Origin of the sequence: Microbacterium sp. No. 7 (genome assembly GCF_001314225.1) — a bacterium.
Taxonomy (GTDB): Bacteria; Actinomycetota; Actinomycetes; order Actinomycetales; family Microbacteriaceae; genus Microbacterium.
The window spans coordinates 4322044-4346932 of sequence record NZ_CP012697.1 but is presented as its reverse complement, the minus strand read 5'-3'; the positions used below and the strand labels follow the sequence as shown (position 1 = coordinate 4346932).

The window sequence follows — 24889 nt, the reverse complement described above, 5'->3', positions numbered from 1 at the left end:
CTGTGAAAGGAGGATGCCGTGGCATCCGTCATCCTCGACGCCGTCACGCTCCGCTACCCGTCCGGCGCCGTGGGGCTGCACGACATCGACCTGCGCGTCGGCGACGGCGAGTTCGTCGCCCTCGTCGGGCCCTCGGGCTCGGGCAAGACCACGCTGCTGCGCACGGTCGCGGGCTTCCTCACCCCCACCGAGGGGTCGGTCGCGATCGGCGACCGCATCGTGGCCGGCGGCGGCGCGATCGTGCCGCCGGAGCGGCGGGAGCTGGGCATGGTGTTCCAGCAGCACGCCGTGTGGCCGCACTGGAACGTCGGCCGCAACGTGGAGTACCCGCTGCGCCGTGCGGGCATGCCGCGCGCCGAGCGCCGCGCGCGCGTCGAGCAGGTGCTCGCGCTCGTCGGCCTGGAGGGATGCGCGCGGCGCGACCCCGCCACGCTCTCGGGCGGGCAGCGGCAGCGTGTGGCCCTCGCCCGTGCCCTCGCGGCCCGGCCGCGCGTGCTGCTGCTCGACGAGGCGCTCTCGGCGCTCGACGAGCCGCTGCGCGACCGGCTGCGGCTCGAGCTGCACACCCTCACGCGCGAGATGGGGCTCACGGTCGTGCACGTGACGCACGACCGCGCGGAGGCGCTCGCGCTGGCCGACCGCGTCGTGGTGCTCGACGGCGGCGGCATCCGGCAGGTCGGCACGCCCGACGAGCTCGTGCGCCGTCCCGCGAGCGCGTTCGTCGCACGGTTCCTCTCCGACGCGACGCTCATCGACGGCGCGGTCGGCCCCGACGGGTTCGCCGCATCGCGGCATCCGCTGCGGCTGGCCGCCTTCGAGGGCGGCCGCGACCCGGGCTCCGCGTGCGCCGCGATCCTGCCCGCCGACGCCGAGGTCGTGCCGGATGCCGCCGGCGACGCGGTCGTGCGCTCGTCGCTGTTCACCCTCGACGGCGGCGACGTCGTGCTCGACTGGGCGGGCGTGCCGCTGCGCGTGCGCACCCGCGGCGTGCGTCCCCGTGTCGGCGAGCGCATGCGCGTGGACGTGCGGCGTGCGGTCGTGTACGCGGGGCAGGGCGACGCGGCCGTGCTCCCGGCGGGGGTCGTGCTGGGGGCGGGGGCCGGCTCGGGAGCGGGGGTCGGGTCGGGTGCGGATGCCGGGGCGGGAGCGGATGCCGGGGCGGCCGCACCGCGGCATCCGGCGTCGCCCGGGCGCGTGCCGACCTCGGCGGTCGGCGCGTGACGCTCGCGCTGGTGCGCCATGGTCGCACCGCGTGGAACGCCGAGCGCCGCATGCAGGGCCGCACCGACGTGCCGCTCGACGCGTGCGGTCGCGAGCAGGCGGCGGCCGCGGGCCGGCTGCTCGCGCAGGCCCGGTGGGCGCGCGTCGTGTCGTCGCCGCTCGCGCGTGCCCGCGAGACCGCCGAGATCATCGCCGCCGCCCTCGTGCCCGACGCCGAGCGCGAGCCCGGGATCGCGCTCGACGCCGACCTGGTCGAGCGGCACTACGGGCGCGCCGAGGGACTGCTCGTCGCCGAGGCGCGCGAACGCTGGCCCGAGGGCGACTTCGAGGCGTCCGAACCCCTCGCCGAGGTCGCCGCCCGCGCGCGCCGCGCGCTCGGGACGCTCGCCGCGCAGCCGGGCGGCAGCGTCGTCGTCGCCCACGGCACGCTGCTGCGCGTCGGCATCGAGGAGCTCACGGGCAGCCCGTGCCCGCGCGTGCTCAACGGCCAGGTCGTGCTGCTCGACCCGTCGCCCGCCGGCTTCGTCGCCCGCTTCCTCGGCGGCTGACGCCCCGGTCGGCCCGCCCGTCCGTCGCCCGCCCGCCCCGCTCGGTCCGCCCGCCCCGCCTCGCGTCGCTTCGCCCGGTCCGCCTGCCGTGGTCGCCGGCCCCGGTCCCGCAGGTCCTGGGCGCCAGCCGCCGCCTCCGCACGCCCGAGCCGGCAACGACCGCCCCCCATCCCGAGCCCGCCGGCGCTCGTGGGCAGTCGTCGTCGGCATCCCCCACGAGAGGCGGCGACGACCGCCCACCGGTCGCGGCTGCTCCGTGACGACCGCTACTCCGTGACGACCTCGATGCCCGTCGCGGATGCCGCGCGCTCGAGCGAGCCCAGGTCGGTGACGTCGGTGAAGCCGGCCCGCTCCAGCAGTGCGACGGCCTGGCTCGACCGGTTGCCCGACCGGCAGTAGACGAGGTACTCGGCCTCAGGGTCGAGGCTCGGGACCGCGGCGGCGAGGTCGCCGCCGGTGAGGTCGAGCAGCTGCGCGCCGTCGAGGTGCCCCGCGGCGTACTCCTCGGGGGTGCGCACGTCGACGACGATCGTGTCGGCGCCGACCTCGACCGAGGCCGCGGTGCCGGCCGGTGCGCAGGCCGCGAGGCCGAGGGCGATCGCGATCGCGGCGACCGGGGCGAGAAGGGAGCGGCGCACGGGACGGTGCGCTCGGCTCGGCGGGCCGGCGAGACGCGGCATCACGACGCGCTCCGCGCCTCGTGTGCGGCGAGCTGTCGCCGCACCTCGTCCATGTCGAGATCGCGGGCGCTCTGCACGAGCAGCTCGAGCTGCGGCCCCGAGACGGCCCCCGGCTGCGCGTAGAGGCGGATGCCGTCGCGGAACACCATGAGCGTCGGGATCGACGTGATGCGGAAGGCCGCGGCGAGCTGCTGCTCGGCCTCGGTGTCGACCTTGGCGAACACGATGTCGGGGTGCGTCTCCGCGGCGCGCTCGAACGTCGGCGCGAACGCGCGGCACGGCCCGCACCACGCCGCCCAGAAGTCGACGAACACGATGCCGTCGCCGCTCGCGACCTCGGCGAAGTCGTCGTGGGTCAGGTCTCTCGTCGGCATGGGGTCACGGTCCTCTCGATCGATGCCATAATACCCCAGGGGGTATATTTCCTCGGGTGACAACTATACCCGCCTGGGTATCCTGGTGGTCCCCCCACGAGAAAGAGCGAACCATGAACGTCGAGGAGTCCACCGACACCGCCGGAACGCTGCACGATCCCGAGGCCAAGCGCAAGGTCGTGAACCGACTGCGTCGCGCGCACGGCCAGCTCGCCGCGGTGATCGCGGCGGTCGAGCAGGACGCGCACTGCCGCGACGTCGTGCAGCAGCTCGCCGCCGTCTCCAAGGCGCTCGATCGCGCGGGCTTCCTCGTGATCTCCAGCGCCCTGAAGGAATGCCTGAGCGACCCGGACGCCGAGGGCGCCGCGAACCCCGACGAGCTGGAGAAGCTCTTCCTCAGCCTCGCCTGACGCCGCGGCCACGCGCCGATGGTGGCCGGCGACCGGTCACGGACCTCGGAGGATGTCACCGACCTCGGATGATCGCCGGGGAACCATCCGAGGCTCGCGCGATTCTCCGAGGTCGATGAGCCCGCGGGCTGCGAGACGCCGCGTGGGCGGAGTAACCTCCAGAGCGTGGGGATCGTGCCGGACGACGGGAGCACGACGTCGCGTGCGGGACACCGGTGGCGCAGCGCCCTCGCGACGGCGCTGCTGATCGTGAGCGTGCTGCTCGCGCCGGTCGCGGTGCTGGGCGCGTGGGCGCGGATCCAGCTGGTCGACACCGACCGGTTCGTGGAGACCCTCGCCCCGCTCGCGGCGGACCCCGCCGTGCAGGGCTTCGTCGCCGATCAGGCCGCCGAGGCCATCGAGCAGAGCGTCGACATCGACGGGCTCGTCGGCGACCTGTTCGCGGGGATCGCGTCGCTCGGCCTGCCCCCGCGGTCGGCGGCGGCGCTCGCGCTGCTGGAGGGGCCGGCGGCGCAGGGCGTGCGATCGCTCATCGCGACGGGCGCCGACCGCCTCGTGACGTCCCCGCAGTTCGAGGCGTTGTGGGAGCGCGCTCTTCGCGAGGCGCACGGGCGCACGATCTCCGTGCTCCAGGACGACCCCGACGGCCTGGTGCGGCTCGACGACGACGGCGTGCTGTCGCTGCAGCTCGGGACCGTGATCGGCGGTGTGACGGCACGCCTGTCGGACCAGGGGATCCGGCTCGCCGAGCGGGTCCCCGACATCGAGTGGAGCGTCCCCCTCGTCGCCTCGGACGCCCTGCCGGCGGTGCGCACCGCCTATCAGGCGACGGTCGCCGTCGGACTCTGGCTGCCGTGGGCCGTGCTCGCGCTGGCGACGGCGGGCGTGCTCTGCGCGCGCAACAGGCTGCGCGCGCTCGCCTGGACCGGCGCGGGCCTCTCGGCGGCGTTCCTCGCCCTCGTGGCGGCACTCGGCCTGGGGCGGCGCCTGTTCCTGGATGCCGTGAGTCCCGCGACCCTGCCGGAGGAGACGGCATCCGCCTTCTTCGACCAGGCCACGGAGCTGCTCTCGTCGGCCCTGCTCGTCGCGATCGTGCTGAGCCTCGTCGTCGCGATCGGCGCGGGACTCGCGGGCCGATCGCGCGCGGTCAGGCGCGCGTGACGCCGCGGGGCCCGTACACGCGCGACCACCACACGACGGCGGACGACACCGCCAGGAACGCCACGGCGATGCCGACGACGGCCGCCGAGACCGCGGCGTACCCGCGTGCGGGGTCCAGGAAGGGGTAAGGGACCCATCCGTCGGTCATGCCGCGCACCAGCACGACGACGATCCAGACCGCCGGATACGCGAGCTGCAGGAGGGCCGCCCGCCACGGGAGCGCCGAGCGGTCGCGCACCAGCACCCAGTCGGCGAGCACCAGCAGCGGCCCGGCGACGTGCATCACGGCGTTGGCCCACGGCAGCGGCACGCCGCCCGCCGCGCCGAGCGGTGCGAGCAGGAGGGCGTAGACGAGGCCGACGATCACCATGCAGGTCGTGGCGAGGGCGCGCAGCATGACGATCCACCTCGGCTGCACGCCGGATGCCGCGAGGCCCGCCAGCCCGGCGATCACGGCGACGACACACGTCAGCGTGTTCGACTGGACGGTGAAGTATCCGAAGAAGTTCAGCGGGTTGACCGGTCCGCGGCTCGCCGTGTCGACGAGCGTCGCGACGATCGCGACGAGGGTCGCACAACCCCACGTGAGACGCAGAATCGCGATGCCGGTCCGCGACCGGGGCGAAGAATCCATGCTCCCATTCTGCGGCGGCTGTTCGACGGTTTGTGACGCCGTATGGCGGGCTGTTACGTCGCTGTTTAGCGTCGGCGCGGCGAATCCCCATAGTTCTATGCGTCCGGATGTACCGGGCCCTGCAATCGAACTCTGGGGGTGTCCCGCCATGACGACGACGCCCACGACGACGATCGCCGGCATCGAGGTGCCGCGCGTCGGCTTCGCCGGACTGCATCTGGCCGGTCCCGGCGGCTGGGGCCCCGCGCCGGACCGCGACGCGGCCCGTGCGCTGCTGCGCGCCGCGGTGGAGCGCGGCGTCCGCTACATCGACACCGCCGACACGCTGGGCCCCGGCGTCTCGGAGGAGGTCATCGCCGAGGAGCTCGCGCCGTACCGGGGCGACCTCGTCATCGCGACGAAGGCGGGCATGACGAGGGCGGGCGCCCGCGAGTGGGGGGTGCTCGGCCGGCCGGACTACCTGAAGCAGCAGGCGTACACGAGCCTGCACCGGCTGAGGCTCGACGCCATCCCGCTGTTCTTCCTGCACCGCATCGACCCCGCGTACCCGCTCGCCGACCAGGTCGGCGCCCTCGCCGAGCTGCGCGAGGCCGGGGCGATCCGCCACATCGGCGTCAGCGCGGTCGACCCGGCGCAGCTGGAGGCCGCCCGTGCCGTCACGCCGATCGACGCGGTGCAGAGCCACTTCAACGTCGTCAGCCGCGCACACGAGCCGGTCGTGCGCCGCACCGCCGAGCTCGGCATCCCGTTCATCGCCTACTGGAGCCTCGGCCACGGCCGCGAGCTGATCGCGTCGCCGGCGGTGCAGGCGATCGCCGACCGGCTCGGCGTCACGGGCGCCCAGGTCGTGCTGGCCTGGCTCTTCCAGCACAGCCCGCGCACGCTCGCCATCCCCGGCACGTCGAGCCCGGAACGGCTCGCGAGCAACCTCGCGGCCCTCGACCTCGAGCTCGACGAGCAGGCGCTCGCCGCGCTGGAGGCGCTGGCCGCCACCAGCCGGCCGATGCCCGACATCCCGCCGTCGCCGGTCACGCCGTAGCCGCACGGCGACCCGCTCCCCGCACCGCACCCGACCCACCGCACCCGACCCTTCGCACCCGGGCTCACCACCCGACAGCCCATCACCCGAGAGAGAGCACAGCACATGACCACGTTCACCCGGCGAGGACTCGCCCTCGCCGCCGCGGCGGCGTCCGTCGCACTGCTGGCCGGCTGCGCCGGCGGCACCGCCGAGACGGGCGACGACGACGCCCCCTTCGTCTTCCTGAGCGACCTCGAGCCGGTCTGCTTCGACACCGGCGGCTACAAGAACCTCGCCAACTACAACGTCGCCCGGCAGATCCTCGAGCCGCTCGTGCGGCAGAACCAGGACGGCTCCTACTCGCCGGCGCTCGCCGAGAGCTGGGAGGTCTCCGACGACGGGCTGACCTGGACCCTGCACCTGAAGGAGGGCGTGACCTTCCACGACGGCACGACCTTCGACGCACACGACGTGCAGGCCAGCGCCGACCGCTTCTTCGCCGAGGGCAACACGCTCTCCAGCCCGAACTGGCTCGTCGAGGGCGAGTACGAGGTCATCGACGACTACACCTGGTCGACGACCCTGGAGAGCCCGCAGGCGAACTTCCTGCAGTCGGCCTCCACGCCCGACTTCCCCGTGCTGTCGAGCGAGTCGATCGAAGAGCACAGCGACGGCGACCGCTGCGCCGACCCGACCACGATCGTCGGCGCCGGCCCGTTCGTGCCGGACGCCTACGTCAAGGGCGAGTCGCTGACCCTGACCCGCTTCGACGCCTACTCGACGGGCAGGAACGAGGGCCCGGCGAAGCTGAAGAACGTCGAGATCCGCTTCGTGCCCGAGGCGCAGGCCCGCATCGGCGCGCTGCAGTCGGGCCAGGCGGATGCCGCGAGCGCGGTGCCGCCGCTCAACGCCGACGCGCTCGAGTCGGCGGGCTTCACGCTCGTCGACGGCCCGGCGACCGGTGTGCCGTTCGTCGCGACGCTGAACACCTCCGGCGGACCGACCGCGGACGTCAAGGTGCGCGACGCGCTGTTCCGCGGCGCCGACCTCGATGCCATCATCGGCGACGTCTACGCCGGCCGCTACGACCGCGCCTGGACGGTCATCGCCCCGACGACGCCGCCCGCCGGCGCCTACAACGACGACGTCGAGGGCAGCTGGACCTACGACCAGGCGGCCGCGGCCGCGCTGCTCGCCGAGGCGGGCTACACCGGGAAGAACGCCGACGGCATCCTGACCGACGCCGCCGGCGAGCCGCTCGTGCTGCGCTGGATCTTCGACTCGGGCGACATCCGCGACCAGCGCGACGTGCTCGCCGAGGCGATCCAGGCCGACGTCCGCAAGATCGGCATCGACATCCAGATCGAGAAGCTCGACACGTCGGCGTACCTCGCCCGCATCGAGGAGGGCTCCTTCGAGATCGCGGCCGAGTCGTGGGGCCAGTCCGACGCCTTCGTCGTGCTGACGGTGGCCGGCCCCATCGTCAACTACCCGAAGTACGACGACGCCGAGGTGACCGGCTGGCTGTTCGAGGCCTGGGCGACGCTCGACGACGATGCGCACCGCGCGGAGCTGTACCGCAGCATCCAGCAGCGGCTCAGCGACAACCGCGTCGTCCTGCCGCTCTACGTGCAGAACTTCATCGTGGCCGTCGACGCCGAGTACACCGGGATCGAGTTCGACCCGGTCGGCTACCCGACCTGGTTCACGAACGTCGAGCGCGTCGCGGGCTGATGACGACGACAACGCTGCAGGACGGGACGGACCTCGCGGTCCGTCCCGTCCCTGCGGCGCGCCGTCGCCTGGGCGCGGTCGCGGGGACGGTGCTGCGACGCCTCGTCGACGTCGTGATCGTCGTCATCGTGTCGACGACCGCCGTGTGGCTCATGCTGCAGGCGATGCCGGGCAAGCCGGAGGACGTGCTGCTGAAGGGCATCTTCGAGATCACGCCCGCTGTGCGCGAGGAGGTCGTCAAGGACTACGGCCTCGACCGTCCGCTCATCGAGCAGTACGGGCGATACCTGTTCGGCGTGCTCACCGGCGACCTCGGCCAGAGCTACCAGATCCGCCAGCCGGTGACCGAGATCATCGCCGCCAACCTCGGCGCCACCGGCGCGCTCGCCGCCGCCGGTCTGGGCCTCGCCGTCGTGCTCGCGGTCGTCGTCGCGACGCTGTCGGCCGGCCGCGGCCAGCTCGCCTCGCTCATCACCCAGGCCCTCGAGCTGCTCGCCATCTCGGTGCCGTCGTTCTGGATCGGACTGCTGCTGCTCACCGCCTTCTCGTTCACCATCCCGATCTTCCCGTCGAGCGGCGCGCGCGGCATCGAGTCGCTCGTGCTGCCGGCGGTCACCCTCGCGATCCCCATCAGCGGGCTGCTCGCCCAGATCCTGCGCGAGCGGATGGAGGAGGCGCTGGAGCAGCCGTTCGTCGTCACCGCCCGCACCCGCGGGGCCGGCGACCTCCGCGTGCGGTTCGGCCACGTGCTGCGGCACGCGGTGCTGCCGGCGCTGACCTTCTCCGGCGCGATCTTCGGCTCGCTGCTCATCGGCACCGCCGTCATCGAGACGCTGTTCGCCCGCCCCGGCCTCGGCCGCGTGCTGCTGAACGCGGTCATCTCCAACGACATGCCGCTGATCATGGGCATCATCGTCTTCGGCTCGGTGCTGTTCGTGGTCATCAACTCCCTCGTCGACATCGTCGCCACCGCGGTCGACCCGCGGCTCAAGATCGAGGCGGGGGTGCGCTGATGGTGCTGTCGAGCGCCGCCCTCGGCACGGGGATCGCCCGCCGTCCGGCGCCCGCCGGAGGCAGTGTCGTCGCGGGCATCGCCGGTGCCGTGCTGCTGGTCATCGTCGTGCTCGCCCTGTTCCCCTCGCTGATCGTGCAGGTCGACCCGCTCGCGGCGAACCCCGCGAACTCGCTGCAGCCGCCGAGCGCGGCGCATCCCTTCGGCACCGACCAGCTCGGCCGCGACCTGTTCGCCCGCCTCGTCCACGGCGCCCGCACCAGCCTCATCCTCGGCGTCGGCGCCGTGCTCGTCAGCCTGCTCGGCGGGATCGTGATCGGCGTGCTGGCGGGCCTCTCCCGCGGCGTCGCCGACCGGTTCCTGTCGCGCACCCTCGACATCCTCTTCGCCTTCCCCGACCTGCTCATCGCCATCGTGCTCGTCGCCCTGCTGGGGGTGAGCCTGCCGACGCTGCTGATCGCGATCGGCATCGGCGCGATCCCCGGCTACGCCCGCATCCTGCGCAGTCAGGTGCAGCTCGTCCGCAACGCGGGCTACGTCGAGGCGGCCAAGGGCCTCGGGGTGCCCGGGTTCGTCGTCGCCGTGCGGCACGTGCTGCCGAACTCGATCGGGCCGCTGCTGGTGCTCGCCACGATCGGCGTCGGCACCGCGATCATCTCCGGCTCGGCCCTCAGCTTCGTGGGGCTCGGGGCCCAGCCGCCGACACCGGAGTGGGGCCTCATGCTCTCGGAGAGCCGCAACTACCTGGCCTTCGCGCCGTGGCTCGGGATCTGGCCCGGGGCCTTCCTGGCCGTCACCGTCATCGCGATCAACATCGTCGGCCGTCGGCTGCAGCGCCGGTTCGTGTCGGGGGTGGGCCGATGAGCGCGCCGCACCCCGGCATCCTGCCGTCGAGCGCCCCGCCGCCGTCGGCGTCGCGCGCCGAGGCGATCCGTGCCGACGCGATCCTCACGGTGCGCGGCCTGAGCGTCAGCTTCGACGGCGGCCGCAGCACGGTCGTCCGCGGCCTCGACGTCGAGATCGGGGCCGGCGAGTGCGTCGCCCTGGTCGGCGAGTCGGGCTCCGGCAAGTCGGTCTCGGCCCGCGCGCTGCTCGGCGTCGCCGGCCGGGGCGCCCTCGTGACCGCCGACCGGCTCGCCTACCGGGATCGCGATCTGACCCGGCTCACCGAGGCCGGGTTCCGGCAGGTGCGGGGCGTCGGCATCGGCCTCGTGCTGCAGGACGCCCTCGGATCGCTCGACCCGCTGCGGCGCGTCGGCGCCGAGGTCGGCGAGGCCCTCGCCGTGCACCGGATCGGCAGCCGACAGCAGCGGCCCGGCCATGTGCGGCGCCTGCTCGCCGACGTCGGCGTGCCCGAGCCCGGCGTGCGGGCCGCGCAGTACCCGCACGAGCTGAGCGGCGGGCTCCGCCAGCGCGCGCTCATCGCCTCGGCGCTCGCCGGCGCCCCCGAGATCATCATCGCCGACGAGCCCACGACGGCCCTCGACGTCACCGTGCAGGCGCGCATCCTCGACCTGCTCGGCGAGCTGAAGGCGCAGGGCACGGGGCTGCTGCTCATCTCCCACGACCTCGCGGTCGTCGGCCGCCTCGCCGACCGGGTCGTCGTGCTGCGGCGCGGAGAGGTCGTCGAGAGCGGCCCGGCGCTCGACGTGCTCACCGCGCCGACGCAGCCGTACGTGCGCGAGCTGATCCGCTCGGTGCCGAGCGCGGAGTCCAAGGGGCGCTCGCTCGTGACCGGCGAGCCGTTGCCGGAGCCCGCCCCGATCGACGAGGACCGCCCGCCGGTCGTCGCCGTGACCGGCGTGACGAAACGGTACCGGGCCGGGCGCCGCGGCGAGATCACCGCGGTCGCGGACGTGTCCTTCCGGCTGGCCGCCGGCGAGGTGCTCGGCATCGTGGGCGAGTCGGGATCGGGCAAGTCGACGCTCGGCCGCATCGTGCTCGGCCACGTCGTGCCGGATGCCGGCCGCGTGCTCGTGCACGGCACGACCTGGCGCGAGGCGAGAGGGAGCGCACTGCGCTCGCTGCGCCGCCGGATCCAGACGGTGTCCCAGGATCCGCTCGGCTCCTTCGACCCCCGCTACTCGGTCGCGCGCATCGTCGGCGAGGCGCTGCCGGGCCTGTCCCGGCCGCAGCGCCGTGCCCGGGTGCAGGAGCTGCTGGAGTCGGTGGGCCTCGGCGCCGAGCACCTCGATCGCAAGCCCGTGACGCTCTCGGGCGGCCAGCGTCAGCGCGTCGCGATCGCGCGGGCCCTGGCGACGCGCCCCGACGTGCTCGTGTGCGACGAGGCGGTCTCGGCGCTCGACGTCACCGTGCAGGCGCAGGTCCTCGACCTGCTCGAGCACCTGCGCGCCACCACGGGCGTCGCCATCGTCTTCATCTCGCACGACCTCGGCGTCGTCCATCACATCGCCGACCGCGTGCTCGTCATGAAAGACGGGCACGTCGTCGAGTCCGGCGACGTGCGCGAGGTCTTCGCCCACCCCCGACACGACTACACGACGTCGCTGCTGGCAGCCATCCCGACGCTGCCGGCACCCATCGAAAGGACCTGAGGATGCCACGCATCGACCTCTTCTACTACGGCGACACCTCGCCGGGGCAGAGCCCGCACGAGCTCTACCGCGACATCGAGGAGCAGGTCGTCCTCGGCGACCGGCTCGGCTACAACGGCGTGTGGGTGACCGAGCACCACCTGCAGTGGCGCGGCGAGATCCCCGACCCGCTGCTCTTCCTCGCCCGGATCAGCGGCCGCACCGAGCGGATCCGGCTCGGCACGTCGATCGTCTGCGCCCCCTACTACAACCCGATCCGGCTGGCCGAGTCGGCGCTGCTGCTCGACTCCGTCTCCGGCGGCCGCCTCGACCTCGGCGTGGGCAGCGGCATCGGCGACGCCGCGCTCAGCTTCGCGATGGGCGTCGACGACGATCCGTCGACGCTGTCGCCGCGCGCGAGGGAGATCTTCGAGATCCTGCACCAGGCCTTCGACACCGGGATCGTGGACTTCCAGGGGGAGTACTACCGCTACGAGGACGTCCGGCTGTCGCCCACGACGACCCGTGCGGCGAACGACCTCATCTGGGTCGCGGCCGGCCGCAACTCCACCGAGCTCGCCGCGAGGCACGGCTACCGGCTGATGATCCCCCGGCCGCTGCCGCTGGAGGAGCGTCTCCGTTTCAACCGCGAGTACCGCGAGGTCACCGGCGGCGACGGCGAGGTCATCCACCTGCGCAGCGGTCTCGTCGGCCGCACGCGCGACGAGGCGCGGCGCGACGCCGTCGAGTTCCTCCGCGAGTACGCCAGGATCTACCTCCGGCTCGACTGGGACGGCGGCCCCGACAGTGCGCAGTTCGACGAGATCGCGGAGCGGCTCAGCTTCGCCGTCGGCACCGCCGCCGACGTCGCCGACCAGATCTGGGCGTGGACGGAGCAGTTCGACGGCACCGAGCAGACCGCCATCCAGTTCCAGGGCCCGGGCGTGAGCAACGAGACCGTGCTGCGCGCCATCGAGCTCTTCAGCGCGGAGCTGCCCGCGCTGCAGGCCGACGTCAAGAAGGAGGTCGCCGCGTGAGCGCCACCCCGAACCCCGTCCCCCGCACGACCGCGCCGCTCGCCGCCTCGGGCGCCGGGCAGGAGCTGCGCGTGGGATTCATCACCCACCTCGACCAGCACGACGACCTGCACCGGATCTACGGCGAGAACATCCGGCTCATCCAGGCGCTGGAGGAGATCGGCTTCGACAGTGCCTGGATCGCGACCCGGCACTTCTACTCCGGCTTCGCGGCGCTGCCGAGCCCGTTCGCGTTCTACGGCGCCGCCGCGCAGGCCACGAGCCGCATCCACCTCGGCACCGCCGTGCTGCCCCTCGTCCCCGACGACCCGGTGAGGGATGCCGAGGAGGCGGCCGCGCTCGACTACCTCAGCGGCGGCCGGCTGCAGCTGGGTCTCGGCAAGGGCGTGCCGTCGGACGCGTACAGCGTCTTCGCCAAGTGGGGCGGCGACCGCGAGCTCGAGTACGACGACAAGACCGACCGGCTCAAGTGGGCGGTGGCCGGCGGAGAGGTCGAGGGCACGAAGACGAGGATCTGGCCGCCGAACGAGGACCTCCTCGGCCGGATCTACCACGGCACCTCGAACTGGGAGACGATCCGCCGCGCCGCTCGGCACGGCGACGGGCTCATCCTGGAGCGCTTCGGCACGGGCGACGAGCGCCACCCCGATCGACGCGAGGGCTTCCTGCGCCGCCAGGCGGACTCCATCGTCGAGTACCGTCGCACCTTCCGCGACGCCTGGGGCGGCGCGCGCACGCCCTACGTCGTGCTGTCCCGCTCGGCGTGGCCCGGATCGCTCGACGACCTCGCCCGCACGACCGCGAAGTGGAACGACTTCGCCCGTGAGCTCGGGCGGGTGCCCCTCGATCTCGACGCGGCGGGCGAGGCGCTCGCCGACAACGTCGTCTGGGGCGATCCGGAGGAGCTGGCCGGCCGGCTGCTCGACGACCCGAGCGTCCTGCTCTCCGACGAGCTCGTGCTCGGCATCCATCCGTCCCATCAGACGATCGACGAGACCATCGAGCGCGCCCGCGTGCTGTACGAGCGCACCGTCCCGATCGTCCGCGCCGCGTGGGCGGCGCACCGGCCGACGCTCGACGCGACGCTCGACACGTGGCAGATCCAGCAGGAATGGGCGCGCGCATGAGCGGGGCGACGCAGGCGACGGCGCCCGAGGAGGCGCGCGCCGCGTGGGAGACGTGGCGCGCCGCCCGGCTGCGGAACGCGACGCTGCCGCACGGCCTCGCGGCGCTCGACCGCACGGAGTGGCCCGGCGACGAGCCGGCCGAGCTCGCCGGACTGCCGGGGCTGTGGCGTCTCGCGGACGGCGTCATCGTCGGCACCGGGCTGCCGGGCGGCGAGGTGCGCCTCGCGCCGGGCGAGTCGGCCGAGGTGGGCGACCTGCTGCTGAGGAACTTCGACCGCCGCGGCAACGCGCTGCGCGTCTTCGACCCCGCCTCGCCGAACCGCACCACCATCGTCGGGATCGACGCCTACGCCTATGACCCCGCCTGGCGGGTGGCCGGCACGTTCGTGCGGGACGAGTCGGGCGAGAGCGTCGACGTCGTCGCCGTCGACGGCGTGGTCACGCCGGCGAGGCTCGCGGGGGAGATCCGGCTGGACACGCCGGCCGGCCCGGCGGTGCTCACGGTGACGTCCACGGCGGCCGGTGGCTTCTCCGCCGTGCTCGGCGACGCGACGAACAACGTCGAGACCTACCGCTTCCGCTTCGTCGAGCTGGGGACGCCGGAGGGCGACGTGTTCGTCGTCGACTTCAACCGGCTCACGGTGCCGCCGTGCGGCTTCTCGCCCGAGTACGTCTGCCCCACGCCGCTGCCCGGCAACCGGTGGGAGCTCCCCGTGCGCGCCGGCGAGAAGCTGGTGCTGCGGGGGTAGGGGGTGGTCGCCCCGGAGCCGGGAGGCTCCGGGGCGTGGAACCCGGGCACGGCGTGGCGCGCGTCAGCGCGGGCGGTTCTCGTACTCGCGGATGGTCTCGAGCCGGGCGGGGTCGACCCGCGGCTCGCCGATCGAGAGCATGAGCCGGTTCGCCCAGTTGAAGAACGCCGCCGAGCCGATCAGGTCGACGAGCGCCTGATCCTCCAGGCCCGCCGCACGGAGCCGGTGCACGTGGGCGGCGTCGAAGGCGATCGGGGTGCGGCTCAGGTCGGCGGCCGCGTCGATGATCGCGTCCCAGCGCTCGTCGATCCGCGCGTCCACGCCGTCGTCGAGCAGCCGCTGCACGTCGTCGCGCCGACCCGAGAACCGCGACGCGCTGCGCGCGTGCACGGACGCGCAGAACAGGCATCCGTTCAGGCGGGACACGGCGGCGGCCGCGAGCTCGCGCTCGGCCCGCGGCAGACCGCCGTCCTCGTTCGTGAAGATGTCGAGGTCGGCGAGGGTCCGGGCGCGCAGCACCTTCGGATCCCGGGCGAGCAGCCGGAAGTACGGCAGCGCCGCCCGCGCCCGCTCGACCAGGCCGTCGTAGTGCGCGGCGGTGAGCGCGTCCTTCTCGATGGGCGGCAGCCAGGGCTCCCACCACAGCTGCTCCTGCGTGAACGCGGGCGGCACGCCGTCGTCCCTCGTCGGCTGCGCCGCGGCATCCGGTCGCGGGTCGATCATGGCGAACCCGTCGCCGGGCGTCGCGCCCGCATGCCCGGCGACGACGCGGAGCCCGTGGATGACGCGCAGCTGATACGTGAGGAACGAGACGAGCTGCGACAGCGAGACGATGCCGTCGACGCTCCAGCCCGCGTCCTGCAGGGTCGCGAGCGCCGCGGGCGCGGCCTCGCGGGGCCGGAGCGTCAGCAGGTGGGCGTGGGTCAGGGCGGCGGCCACGCGCGGGGAGATCCCGCTCACGGCGTCGGCCGTCCAGCGCAGGCCGTCGGTGTCCTCGGCCGACACGCCGCTCGGCGGGTAGTGGCCGAAGGGGCCGCGCGCCCGCGCCGAGAGGGCCGCGTCGGCGACCGCGCCGGCGAGGCCGGTGTCGAGGGCCGCCAGCTCCCGCGGATACGTCTCGATCGCCGACCCGGTGAGCGAGGTGACGAACGCGGCGACGGCGAAGCGCTCCGTCAGAGAGAACGCGGACAGGGCGGCCGGTGCGATGCCCGGCTCCGTGAACAGCGCCTCGAACGCCGCCTGCGAGTGCTCGCGCGCGTTCGGCCGCGCGCGGCGGGCCGCGTCGATGCCGCTCCCGGCGGCGACGCCGGCCTCCAGGTCGATGATGTCGGTCACGGTGCTCCTTCTCGGGGTCTGGTGCGGGGCGGTCGGGTGAGGTGGCGGGTGCGGGATGCGGGTTCGCGGTGCTTCCGGGGGCGGGTGGGGAGCCGTGCTGGCCGGGAGGACGGTTCAGGCGAGCGGGAGCCCGAGCGCCGGCGCCACGCGCGCGGCGAACAGCTCCAGCGAGGCGCGCACGTCGTCGGACGGCGGGTCGATCGAATGCACCTGGATGGCGAGCTCCGTCGATGCCGCGATCGAGGCATCCTTCGCCAGCGATGCGGCGACGTCGTCCGGCGTGCCGACGTGCGCGTCGGTCGTGCGGATGAGCGACGCCGCGTCGTCGCCGTCGAAGACCTGCCCGAGCCGCTCGAACGACCCCTTCACGCGGGCGATGCCCGTCGCGGCCTGCGCGAGGGCGCGTTCGCGGTCGTCGGCGACGTAGACCGTGCGCGAGGCCATGATCCGCGGGGCGACGCCGGCCGGCAGGGCGTCGAGATAGGCCTCGATGATCGGCAGCTGCACGTCGGCCAGCGGCAGCGACGGCCTTCCCTCCGGCCGCGGCTGGGTGCGCGACAGCAGCAGCCCGTCGCCCGCGAGCCCGGCGCGACGCCCGCCCTGCACCGAGAACGTCGCCTGCCAGATCCGGCCGCTCAGCCCGGGCGCCGGCGGCCACAGCCGTCCGCCGCCGAGCTCCGCCCCGTCGAGCGCCGCCCGGAACGCCGCGACCTTGTCCTCGTACAGCCGCGTGCGGTCGGCGCCCTCCAGGCCCAGGGCCGTCAGCAGCGCGGCCGAGCCGCCCGAGCCGAGGCCGATGTCGAGGCGGCCGCCCGAGAGCACGTCGAGCACCGCGGCGTCCTCCGCCGCGCGGATCGGCTCCTCCAGCCCCACCGTGATCACGCCGGTCGCGAGCCGGATGCGGGACGTCCTCGCCGCCGCGTGCGCGAGGAACACGAGCGGTGACGGCAGTCCGCCCTCGTCGCCGGACAGATGGTGCTGCGCCACCCACGCGCGATGGAAGCCCAGCCGCTCGGCGACGCCGATCTCGGCGAGGGCGTCGTCGTAGCGCTGCGGCGCGGGCGTGCCGCCGAGCAGACGGGAGAAGAAGCTGACCGCGGAGACCGTCACCGCGCCATCCTGGCAGCGCCCTCCGCCCCCGGCCATCCGCCGCGTCTCATTGCGACTCATACGGGGCGGGCGTGCCGCTCGGCGCGCCCGCCCCGTTCACAATCGAGGAGATCTCGCGTTCCCGAGGAGGGATGCGTGGCGCGTCGCCCCTCGGGAACGATCAGCCCCTCGGCGGTGAACGGTCGGGACCAGCTCGCTCGCCCGTGTCACCGCCCACGCTCCCGCCGACCGGCTCGCGCCGCGAAGCGATCCACGGCCGCGAGCACCTCGTCGGTGCTTCGGGCCGAGCCACATAGCCAGCCTGAAGACATAGCCAGCCCGAAGACGAGATCACGCTATGTAGAAGCACCGCAAGGGTTTCTGCGGCTCCCATCGGAATCTGTCCAGCAATCTTTCGGTCTTCGGTCATGTTCGGCAGAGTGACGCATATTCGCCGGTGGCTGGTTCGCGGAATTTGTGCTGTTTTTGTGATCGGTCTTCGGGATTTTCAGCTCAGGCCTTGATCCGCGGCCGGAGTGGCTTCGAAGATTTCGTCCCTGATGCCGCGGCTCTGCCACTCGCCAAAGTTAATCCCGGAGACGGGGTCGACCCACGAAGTACGACCGTTCGCAGAACGGCCTGCGACGACCGCGGCAGCTGCCGAGGACGACGAAAAGACGACGTCCTGCGTGAATCTTGCGAGCCCACGATCTTCTGTTCGAAGAGTTCCATCAGCTATGAGCGTCGTGTGCTGTTGCTGATAACCACGGTGGCGACTAGTGCTGATCCAGTTGGCACGCGCGATGGAACCTTCAAGGACGGTGAACTCTCCGTCGATCTCTTGTGCTGTGGCCGAGATTCCGTATCGTGGCACTTCGAAGTGAAACGTCGGCGAAGTGCGCCCTGCCGCGGAGTTCGCCGACCCGAGAGACGCCTCAGCGGTGCTCGCTGCACGAGTCGGTCGGAACTCTGTGATACCCAGAACCGGGAGCACGATGTGTACCTGGCTGAGATAATATTCCATGTCCGAGATGTCTGCCTCGGGCAGGTGTATTGGAACGGGCGCTGTGCCGTTCACGACTGTGGCGCGTCTGGCTGCAGTCGCCGCACCGATGAGGCGTGCCTCGAGGTAACGTGCATGAGCCTTCGTGACATTCGCATCCTTCGAGGTCAGGATCACCACACGATCCCAGAAGTCCTTTCCGCCTGCCTTTTCCGGGCGAGCATGCTGGCGTAGACGTACAGCGATGTCGTCCCCTTCTCCGACGTAGACCGCCTTGCCGGAAGGGGATAGCGATTCGGCATCGTCGCCGAGTAGCACATATACGCCCGTACGGCGGACTTCGTCACGGGCAAGGAGATCAGCGATGTCGGATCGCGGCGCGGCGACCACATGGCCCGTCCAGTTCATGATCTCTGCCGTGAGAAGGCCACCCGGCGTGCCATCGACGAGATAGACCCTGATCTGCTTGCCGTTCACCACGTCGCCTCCGTCGCGCCACATATATGAAGACCGTAGCTCTCATCTTCCACCATGGAGAGGTCCTTAGCGCAGCCGCGTGCCTACCGAGCTGGATGGCTCCCGCCCCAGGTCAGTCGTTGGCTCCGTGGTCTCGGCTGTGTACCGTCCGCGCATCGGCGGTCAGGCGGGTGCTGCTCGCACGGGGCCACATGGCGTGGTTCTCGCGATCCAGAAGCTGAGTTGCTCATAAGAAGTCGGCCCGTCTTTATGAGTAGCGAGAGTGTTCGTAGATTTGGGCCGGTGACCTGTGGGGCCGCTGCGGGATTCAGTCTGCACCGACTTCACCGTCACCAAGGGATTGCGCACGATGATGTCGACGAGCTGAGGGAGGCTCGACCGTTCCTTGATCGCTTCCGAGTGGTAGCTCTCACGGATGGAGATGAGCCGTCGAGAGCGCGCCACACTCGCCGGGCGATTTCTCTTCACCGCGTCGGCCTGGAAGACATCGGAGAGCGATACCTGCGTGCCCTCGATGCGGTAACTGGCGAGTGCCTCGTGCCGCAGGTAGGGGCCGATGAGGAGGCTGGGGTCGGTGACGAGCATGCCCAGTCCCTGCAAATGGCCGAGTGCGGCGTCCGCCTCTCACGGTGACGCCACGACCGTGCTGGGCAGCTCGAGCTGGCGGGGGAGCGGCTTCGAGAGGTGGTAGACGAACGCGTCCTTCTTGCCCGGCTCACGTGTTGCGCTGCCGGACGCGGATTCTACGAAACGAGCGGCATCCGCGACCTCAAGCCACAACAGATATCGGCTTTGAGTCGGGGCGTGGGAGGGGGAGGAGCGGCAGTTGGAGCGTGGGGCGCCGTCAGGCGATCAGAGGGTGCGGACGTAGCCTCCGTCGGCACGGATGTCCTCCCCGGTGAGGTAGCAGGAGACGGGTGAGAGGAGGAACGCCACGACGCGCGCGATCTCCTCCGGCGTTCCGATGCGACCCAGCGGCACGCCACGCACGACGGCCATCTCATGCGCGATCGCCTCCTCACGATCCCGGCCGTGCCGAGTCGCGAGCACGTCGCCCACGCCGCCGGGCGCATCCCAGGCGTCGGTGCGCACGGCGCCGGGACTGACCGAGTTCACACGCACCCCGGCATGGGCGAACTCGTCCGCGGTCATGCGTGCGAGCGATCGAACGGCCGCCTTGGTCACCGAGTAGTCGGGTTGGCGGAAGTCGGGCATGACGGCGCGCACCGATGACATCAGGACGACCGCTCCGCCGCCTGCGGCGATCATCGGCGGAACGGTGGCGCGCAGTGCGCGGACGGTGCCCAGTACGTTCACCTCCCACGTGGCGCGCCAGTCGTGGTCAGCAGCGTCGAGAACGCCGCCGTCCGTCATCCGCATGACTCCCGCGACGGCGGCGAGTCCGTCGCATCGACCGCCCCAGGCGGCGTCGACTGCCGCGCCGAGGCGGCGGTCGGCATCAGTCGCCGAGAGATCTATGTCGACGATGGTCTCGCCGGGCATGGGGTCGATGACGGCGGCCCGGCCGACGGAGAGCACGGAAGCGCCCTCGGCGACCAGCAGCTTGGCGGTGGCGCGGCCGATACCGGATGTGCCCCCGGTGACCACGATCCGTTTTCCGCTGAGCGATAGCTCCATCTGGTCCTCCTTGGCTGAGCCGACACGGACATGTTATTCATTGGTTCCACACAATGGATCAGCTTTCCACTGAATGGAACAATACAAATGGTTACCGAGATCCAGAACGTCCGTGCGGCCGTGATCGGTTTGGGGACGATGGGCCGGGGCATCGCGCGTGCCCTCTTGGCGGCCGGTGGCACGGTGTCCGCCTATGACCCCACACCGCTCACTGCCGCGTACATGCGTGATCACGGGCTGGCCGAGCTCCAGATGCACCCGAGCGCGGAGGAGAGCGTGTCGGATGCCCACATCGTGTTCGAGGCCGTGTTCGAGGATCTGGAGGTGAAGGAGCGTGTGCTCCGAGTGGTGTCGGAAGCCTCCGCGGACGCCGTGATCGCCTCGAACACATCCACGTTCCGACCGAGTGTGCTCGCCCCTTTCGTGCGGCGGCCCGAACGGCTGCTGATCGCGCACTTCTTCAACCCGCCGGACGTCGTGCCTCTCGTGGAGGTCGTGCCCCATGCGGGTACCGATCCGGCTGCTGTGGACATCGTCGTCGGCCTGATGCGACGCCTGGGCAAGCGGCCGGTGCTCCTGAGGACGGAGACCACCGGATTCGTGGCGAATCGACTGCAGGCCGCGATGCTTCGCGAGTCCCTTGCCCTCATCGAGGCGGGAGTGGCGGATGCCGAGGCCGTCGACGAGGTCGTGATGAGCGCGCTGGCACCACGCTGGGCCATCGCCGGGCCGATAGGCGTCGCAGATCTCGGTGGGCTCGATGTCTTCGCAGCTCTGTGCGCCGAGATCTTCCCCACCCTTGACAACTCCGAAGTGCCTTCCGACGTGCTGCTCGATCTCGTCGCCGCGGGGCGGCTCGGCGCGAAGAGCGGGCGCGGGTTCTACGCGCACTCCTCGCGCAGCGTCCGTGTCGCGGCGCAGCGGATGGCGTGGGTGTTCGCGATGGAGAAAAACGGAAAAGACTTGCCCATTGATTCCGCTGGGATTTGAATAGCCATCGTTCTGATCATCGGAAGCATATTCCACTCAACGGAGAGTCATTCATGGAGAAGACGGCTGCAGAGGTCCTCGCACAGGTGGAGAAGGACCGGGGCATCGTCCCCGGCGCCTTTCGGCAGGCAGCGGAGCTCGACCCGGGCGCGCTCGCGGCGTTCCACGGGGCGTACATGCATGCGATGGGCGAGAGCTCGGCGCTGACAGAGCGGGAGAAGCAGCTGATCCTGATCGCTGTCGATGCCGCGGTGTACTTCCACTACGGCTGCAAGTTCCACATGGAGGAGGCGATGCGCGCCGGCGCCAGCGTCGACGAGATCACGTCGGCCCTGCGGCTCGCCGGTCTCGTCGTCGGCTACCACGCGCCGCTGTCGGCCTACCCGTTGCTCCGCGACGTGCTCGACGCGGAGGACTGAGTCCGATGCCCTCCTCGCCTACACGTGTCGCCGTCGATGTCGGCGGCACGTTCACGGACGTCGTGCTACGCCTCGGGGGCGAGCTGATCGCGGCGAAGGTGCCGTCCACCTCCCCCGACCCCAGCGCGGGAGTGATCGACGGCATCCGCCACGCGCTCGCTCGCGCCGGCGCTGCGGCGACCGAGCTCAACGAGGTCGTGCACGCCACGACGGCCGCGACCAACGCGCTGCTGGAGCGTACCGGTGCCCGCGTCGCCCTCCTGGTGACCGAGGGATTCGGCGATCTGCTGACGATCGCACGTCTGCGCCGCATCGATCCGTTCTCGCTGGTCGACGAGCGGCTCGCGCCGCTCGTCGACCGCGCAGACGTGTTGGAGGTGGATGAGCGCCTGACCGCCCGCGGCGATGTGCGTATCGCCCTCGACCCGCTCGAGGCCGCGGCGTTGGCCGATCGCATCCGCGAGCTCGCTCCGGACGCCGTCGCGATCTGCCTCCTGCATGCCCATGTCAACCCGGTGCACGAGCGGCGACTCGCGGCGGCGTTGAGGAACGCGGGAGTGAGCTGCCCGGTGTTCTCCTCACACGAAGTGCTTCCGCAGCCGCGTGAGTTTGAGAGGGCGAGCACGACGGCGATCGCGGCCTACCTCGGCCCGCTCGTGTCGAGATATCTTGCGAACCTGTCGAGACGCCTGCGCGAGATCGGCTACGACGACAGCTATGTCGTCATGAAGTCCAGCGGAGGCCTGATTCCTGCCGAGCAAGCGGCCGATCATCCCGAAGAGCTCGTGGAGTCCGGGCCTGCCGCGGGCGTCATCGGAGCGAAGGCGTTCGGCGCGCTCGTCGGCGAGCACGACGTCATCGCGTTCGACATGGGAGGGACGACTGCGAAGGCGGCGCTCATCCACGGCGGTGAGTACGCGATCAACTTCGACTACGAGGTGGGCGGTGCCGCCCACGGCGGAAGCATGCTGAGCAAAGGCACTGGCTATCCCCTGCGCACACCGGTCATCGACATCGCCGAGGTGGGCACGGGAGGCGGGAGCATCGCGTGGGTCGACGAGGCCGGTGCGTTGCGGGTGGGCCCGCGCAGCGCCGGCGCTGATCCCGGACCGGCGTGCTATCTGCGGGGCGGCGTACAGCCCACCGTGACGGATGCGTACGTGCAACTGGGGCTGTTGCGCCCCAGTCGCGGCAGCTATCTCGCGGGCGTCGGCCGAGCGCAGGCGTCCGATGCGCTCGCCCAGCTGGGTCGCATGCTCGGCACGACGGCCGATGGTGCAGCCGTCGCGATTCTGCGCATCGCCACGGCGCAGATGTCGGACGCCGTTCGCATGGTGACCGTCTCACGCGGGCTCGACCCCCGCGACTTCGCTCTGCTCGCCTCAGGTGGTGCGGGGCCGCTGCATGCGTGGGCGATCGCCGAGGACCTCGGCATCACCCGTGTCCTCGTCCCGCCGCTCGCGGGCGTGCACTCCGCGCGGGGGCTTCTCGATGCGGTCGTGCAGATAGACGAGAGCGCGGGCCTGATGGTGCGCACCGACGATCCTGCCGCCGGACAGGCCACGAGCCAGGCGATCTGCGAGCTGGTCGCCCGCATCGACGCCCAGTCGGCCGGCACGGTCGGCGAGCTCGGGTTCAGCGCCGACCTCCGCTATCCCGGTCAGTCGTACGAGTTGAACGTCCCGGTCGTGGTCACGGAGGGCTCGCTCGATCTGAACGGCGCGAAGGCCGCGTTCGACAGACGACATGCCCGCATCTACGGCCACATGCGAGAAGACTCGCCGTGCGAACTGGTCACCCTGCGTGCGACCAAGAGACAGCACATCGATCCGGTTCCCGTCTCCAAGACCGGGGAGGCGTTCGCCGTAGACCACGACCGACGTGACATCGATTTCGGCGACGGCGCTGTGCCCGTCACCGTCGTGGCGCGCAGCGCGGTTGCGGACACCGCCCGCGGTCCGATCGTGATCGAGGATGCCGCCACCTCGGCGATCGTGCCCGCTGGATGGACCGTTGAGCCGATCGGCGGCGGAGGGCTCCGTATGCTTCGCATCTCTGATGCCGCGGGAGGGGATGCGTGATGTGCATCGAGGACGTCGACCTGTTCAGTGCGCAGATCCTGGGCAACAACATGCGCACCATCTCAAACGAGATCGAACTGACGCTCATCCGAGCGGCCTACTCGTCGGTGATCAAGGAATCGTTCGACTGCTCGGCCGCGGTGCTGGGCGCCGATTTCCGATTCTGGGGACAAGCGGACGCGATTCCGTTGCAGATGGGCGTGCTCTCGCAGGCTGCACAATCGATGGTTCGCGAGTACCGCGAATCGCTCGGCGAGGGTGACGTGCTGCTGACCAACGACCCCGCCATGGGGGCGCCGCACTTGAACGACTTCCTCTGCGTCGCACCCGTGCGCATCGATGGCGCGACCCTGGCCTACGTCGCGACCATCGCCCACTTCACCGACGTGGGTGGAAAGGTGCCCGGCAGCATGCCAGCCGATTCCACCGATCTGTTCCAGGAGGGCTTCCGCCTGCCGCCCACCCTCATCGTGCGCGGCGGCCAGGTCGATGAACGGATACTCGCCATCCTTTGCGCCAACACCCGCACCCCGGTCAATCTGGAAGCCGACCTGCGTGCCGAGCTCGCCGCGTGCGCGCTCGGGGTGACCCGGTTGCGGGAGACGATCGAGCGCCACGGTGCCGGGCGCACCCTGTCGGCCATGGAGAGGTACCTCGCTCACTCCGAACGTCTCGGCGCCGGACGGCTGCGTGCCCTCGTTCCCGGCGTGTACCGCGCGTCGCGACGCATCGACAATCAGCGACCCGACGATGACAGCCCGCCCGCCGTCGTAGCCGCTGCGGTGACGGTCACCGACCAGCAGGTGATCGTGGACTTCTCGGACTCATCACCCCAAGTGGAACGACCGATCAACGTGGTTCCCTCGAACGGCTACTCCGCTGCGCTGTGCGCGTTGCGGGGCATCCTCGGCTCCGATGTGCCCTTCAACGGTGGGATCCAGCGGCTCCTCACCACCACCTGCGTGGAAGGGTCGCTCATGAACCCCGTGACTCCGGCCCCCGTCGCTGCGCGGGCTCTTGTTGCGGCACTGGCCTTCGAGTGCGTGCTGGATGCTCTGAGTCAGGCCGCCGGCGACGAGGGCGCGGCATCCTCGTCGGGAGGCACGACCATGCCCTACGTGTGGGCTCCTGATCCGTTGCCGGGCGAGGCCGCCAGCATCATGGTCGACAACTCCCTCACCGGCGGATCGGGCGCGAGAGCCGGCCGGTGCGGAGTCGACGCGGTCGAGAACGCTGTCACCAACGCGGTCAATGTGCCCGCCGAGATGCTAGAGGCGGAGTTCCCCATGCTCGTCGAACGTTACGAGATCCGACACGGCTCCGGCGGTCCAGGGCGATGGGCAGGCGGGTCGGGCATGCGTCGCGTGGTGCGATTCCTGCGTCCCGGCACTCTGTCGATCCGCGGGCACGGCATGCAGAACCCGCCCGTCGGCAAGGCCGGCGGGGGCGACGGCGCCGCCAGTCGCTTCACGATCATCCGCGAGGGGGAGGAGTTGAACCTGCCCGGTCTTCTCTCCGGTTTCAGAGTGCAGGCGGGGGATCTGTTCATCGCGGAGACTCCCGGGGGCGGCGGCTACGGCGCCCCGCAGAACGAGAAGAGAAGAGAGGACTAGGA

The 24889-nt window shown here is 71.7% G+C and carries 23 protein-coding genes and 1 pseudogene; 16 read left to right on the top strand and 8 right to left on the bottom strand.

Annotation, left to right across the window (positions count from 1 at the left end; all coding sequences use genetic code 11):
* Window positions 1-18 precede the first annotated feature (18 nt).
* Both AOA12_RS24200 and AOA12_RS23740 read left to right on the top strand, forming a co-directional pair.
* Window positions 19-1221, top strand: a complete 1203-nt coding sequence (locus AOA12_RS24200) for an ABC transporter ATP-binding protein (protein WP_082406420.1) — start codon at window positions 19-21, stop codon at window positions 1219-1221.
* Window positions 1218-1769 carry a histidine phosphatase family protein gene (locus AOA12_RS23740; protein WP_054686536.1) on the top strand — a complete coding sequence of 184 codons (552 nt, stop codon included), beginning with the start codon at window positions 1218-1220 and terminating at the stop codon, window positions 1767-1769. The genes AOA12_RS24200 and AOA12_RS23740 overlap by 4 nt, the downstream gene beginning before the upstream one ends.
* A gap of 266 nt (window positions 1770-2035) precedes the next feature.
* On the opposite strand, the gene AOA12_RS20125 is transcribed toward AOA12_RS23740, so the two are convergent.
* Window positions 2036-2449: a rhodanese-like domain-containing protein gene (locus AOA12_RS20125; protein WP_156366686.1), complete on the bottom strand. Its 414-nt coding sequence runs from the start codon at window positions 2447-2449 to the stop codon at window positions 2036-2038.
* Window positions 2449-2823: a thioredoxin family protein gene (locus AOA12_RS20120; protein WP_054686535.1), complete on the bottom strand. Its 375-nt coding sequence runs from the start codon at window positions 2821-2823 to the stop codon at window positions 2449-2451. The genes AOA12_RS20125 and AOA12_RS20120 overlap by 1 nt, the downstream gene beginning before the upstream one ends.
* 113 nt (window positions 2824-2936) lie before the next feature.
* Between AOA12_RS20120 and AOA12_RS20115 the strand changes: the two genes are divergently transcribed.
* Window positions 2937-3233 carry a metal-sensitive transcriptional regulator gene (locus AOA12_RS20115; protein WP_054686534.1) on the top strand — a complete coding sequence of 99 codons (297 nt, stop codon included), beginning with the start codon at window positions 2937-2939 and terminating at the stop codon, window positions 3231-3233.
* A gap of 165 nt (window positions 3234-3398) precedes the next feature.
* Entirely contained in the window at window positions 3399-4394 is a 996-nt protein-coding gene (locus AOA12_RS20110) for a hypothetical protein (RefSeq protein ID WP_054686533.1), read from the top strand.
* Here the strand turns inward: AOA12_RS20110 and AOA12_RS20105 are convergent.
* Complete coding sequence (locus AOA12_RS20105) at window positions 4381-5028, bottom strand: Pr6Pr family membrane protein (protein WP_054686532.1); 648 nt, start codon at window positions 5026-5028, stop codon at window positions 4381-4383. The genes AOA12_RS20110 and AOA12_RS20105 overlap by 14 nt on opposite strands.
* 148 nt (window positions 5029-5176) lie before the next feature.
* On the opposite strand from AOA12_RS20105, the gene AOA12_RS20100 reads away from it, so the two are divergent.
* From AOA12_RS20100 to AOA12_RS20065, 8 genes are all read left to right on the top strand, one after another.
* Window positions 5177-6067: an aldo/keto reductase gene (locus AOA12_RS20100; RefSeq protein ID WP_054686531.1), complete on the top strand. Its 891-nt coding sequence runs from the start codon at window positions 5177-5179 to the stop codon at window positions 6065-6067.
* Window positions 6068-6172: 105 nt separating this feature from the next.
* Window positions 6173-7783: an ABC transporter substrate-binding protein gene (locus AOA12_RS20095; RefSeq protein ID WP_054686530.1), complete on the top strand. Its 1611-nt coding sequence runs from the start codon at window positions 6173-6175 to the stop codon at window positions 7781-7783.
* The gene (locus AOA12_RS20090) at window positions 7783-8796 is read left to right on the top strand and encodes an ABC transporter permease (protein ID WP_054686529.1); all 1014 of its coding nucleotides are present in this window, start codon (window positions 7783-7785) and stop codon (window positions 8794-8796) included. The genes AOA12_RS20095 and AOA12_RS20090 overlap by 1 nt, the downstream gene beginning before the upstream one ends.
* The gene (locus tag AOA12_RS20085) at window positions 8796-9659 is read left to right on the top strand and encodes an ABC transporter permease (protein ID WP_082406419.1); all 864 of its coding nucleotides are present in this window, start codon (window positions 8796-8798) and stop codon (window positions 9657-9659) included. The genes AOA12_RS20090 and AOA12_RS20085 overlap by 1 nt, the downstream gene beginning before the upstream one ends.
* A complete protein-coding gene (locus AOA12_RS20080; RefSeq protein ID WP_082406418.1) occupies window positions 9656-11350 on the top strand; it encodes a dipeptide ABC transporter ATP-binding protein in 1695 nt (564 codons plus the stop codon). The genes AOA12_RS20085 and AOA12_RS20080 overlap by 4 nt, the downstream gene beginning before the upstream one ends.
* Before the next feature lie 2 nt (window positions 11351-11352).
* Window positions 11353-12366 (top strand): LLM class flavin-dependent oxidoreductase, encoded by a 1014-nt coding sequence (locus tag AOA12_RS23735; protein ID WP_054686528.1) that lies wholly within the window; start codon window positions 11353-11355, stop codon window positions 12364-12366.
* Entirely contained in the window at window positions 12363-13493 is a 1131-nt protein-coding gene (locus AOA12_RS23730; protein WP_054686527.1) for an LLM class flavin-dependent oxidoreductase, read from the top strand. The genes AOA12_RS23735 and AOA12_RS23730 overlap by 4 nt, the downstream gene beginning before the upstream one ends.
* The gene (locus tag AOA12_RS20065; protein ID WP_197281005.1) at window positions 13490-14242 is read left to right on the top strand and encodes a DUF1684 domain-containing protein; all 753 of its coding nucleotides are present in this window, start codon (window positions 13490-13492) and stop codon (window positions 14240-14242) included. Before AOA12_RS23730 ends, AOA12_RS20065 begins: the two co-directional genes overlap by 4 nt.
* Window positions 14243-14305: 63 nt before the next feature.
* Here the strand turns inward: AOA12_RS20065 and AOA12_RS20060 are convergent, their stop codons facing one another.
* From AOA12_RS20060 to AOA12_RS20050, 5 genes and pseudogenes are all read right to left on the bottom strand, one after another.
* Entirely contained in the window at window positions 14306-15577 is a 1272-nt protein-coding gene (locus AOA12_RS20060) for an alkylhydroperoxidase domain protein (protein WP_054686525.1), read from the bottom strand.
* A gap of 114 nt (window positions 15578-15691) precedes the next feature.
* Window positions 15692-16687, bottom strand: coding sequence for a putative FMN-dependent luciferase-like monooxygenase (locus AOA12_RS20055; RefSeq protein ID WP_231637141.1), 996 nt, complete (start codon window positions 16685-16687; stop codon window positions 15692-15694).
* 487 nt (window positions 16688-17174) lie between these two features.
* On the bottom strand, window positions 17175-18149 hold the full coding sequence (locus AOA12_RS22810; protein ID WP_156366614.1) for a GIY-YIG nuclease family protein: 975 nt from the start codon (window positions 18147-18149) through the stop codon (window positions 17175-17177).
* A 159-nt stretch (window positions 18150-18308) separates the two neighbouring features.
* Window positions 18309-18758 (bottom strand): annotated as a pseudogene (locus AOA12_RS22805) (Fic/DOC family N-terminal domain-containing protein); the annotation flags it as partial.
* A 240-nt stretch (window positions 18759-18998) separates the two neighbouring features.
* Window positions 18999-19784, bottom strand: coding sequence for an SDR family NAD(P)-dependent oxidoreductase (locus tag AOA12_RS20050; protein WP_054686523.1), 786 nt, complete (start codon window positions 19782-19784; stop codon window positions 18999-19001).
* Between the two features lie 87 nt (window positions 19785-19871).
* Between AOA12_RS20050 and AOA12_RS20045 the strand changes: the two genes are divergently transcribed.
* The 4 genes from AOA12_RS20045 to AOA12_RS20030 are packed head-to-tail and all read left to right on the top strand — an operon-like array spanning window position 19872 to window position 24887.
* Window positions 19872-20774, top strand: coding sequence for a 3-hydroxyacyl-CoA dehydrogenase family protein (locus AOA12_RS20045; RefSeq protein ID WP_054686522.1), 903 nt, complete (start codon window positions 19872-19874; stop codon window positions 20772-20774).
* Window positions 20775-20827: 53 nt separating this feature from the next.
* Window positions 20828-21193, top strand: coding sequence for a carboxymuconolactone decarboxylase family protein (locus tag AOA12_RS20040; protein WP_054686521.1), 366 nt, complete (start codon window positions 20828-20830; stop codon window positions 21191-21193).
* Between the two features lie 5 nt (window positions 21194-21198).
* Window positions 21199-23274 (top strand): hydantoinase/oxoprolinase family protein, encoded by a 2076-nt coding sequence (locus tag AOA12_RS20035; protein ID WP_054686520.1) that lies wholly within the window; start codon window positions 21199-21201, stop codon window positions 23272-23274.
* On the top strand, window positions 23274-24887 hold the full coding sequence (locus tag AOA12_RS20030) for a hydantoinase B/oxoprolinase family protein (RefSeq protein ID WP_054686519.1): 1614 nt from the start codon (window positions 23274-23276) through the stop codon (window positions 24885-24887). Before AOA12_RS20035 ends, AOA12_RS20030 begins: the two co-directional genes overlap by 1 nt.
* Window positions 24888-24889 lie beyond the last annotated feature (2 nt).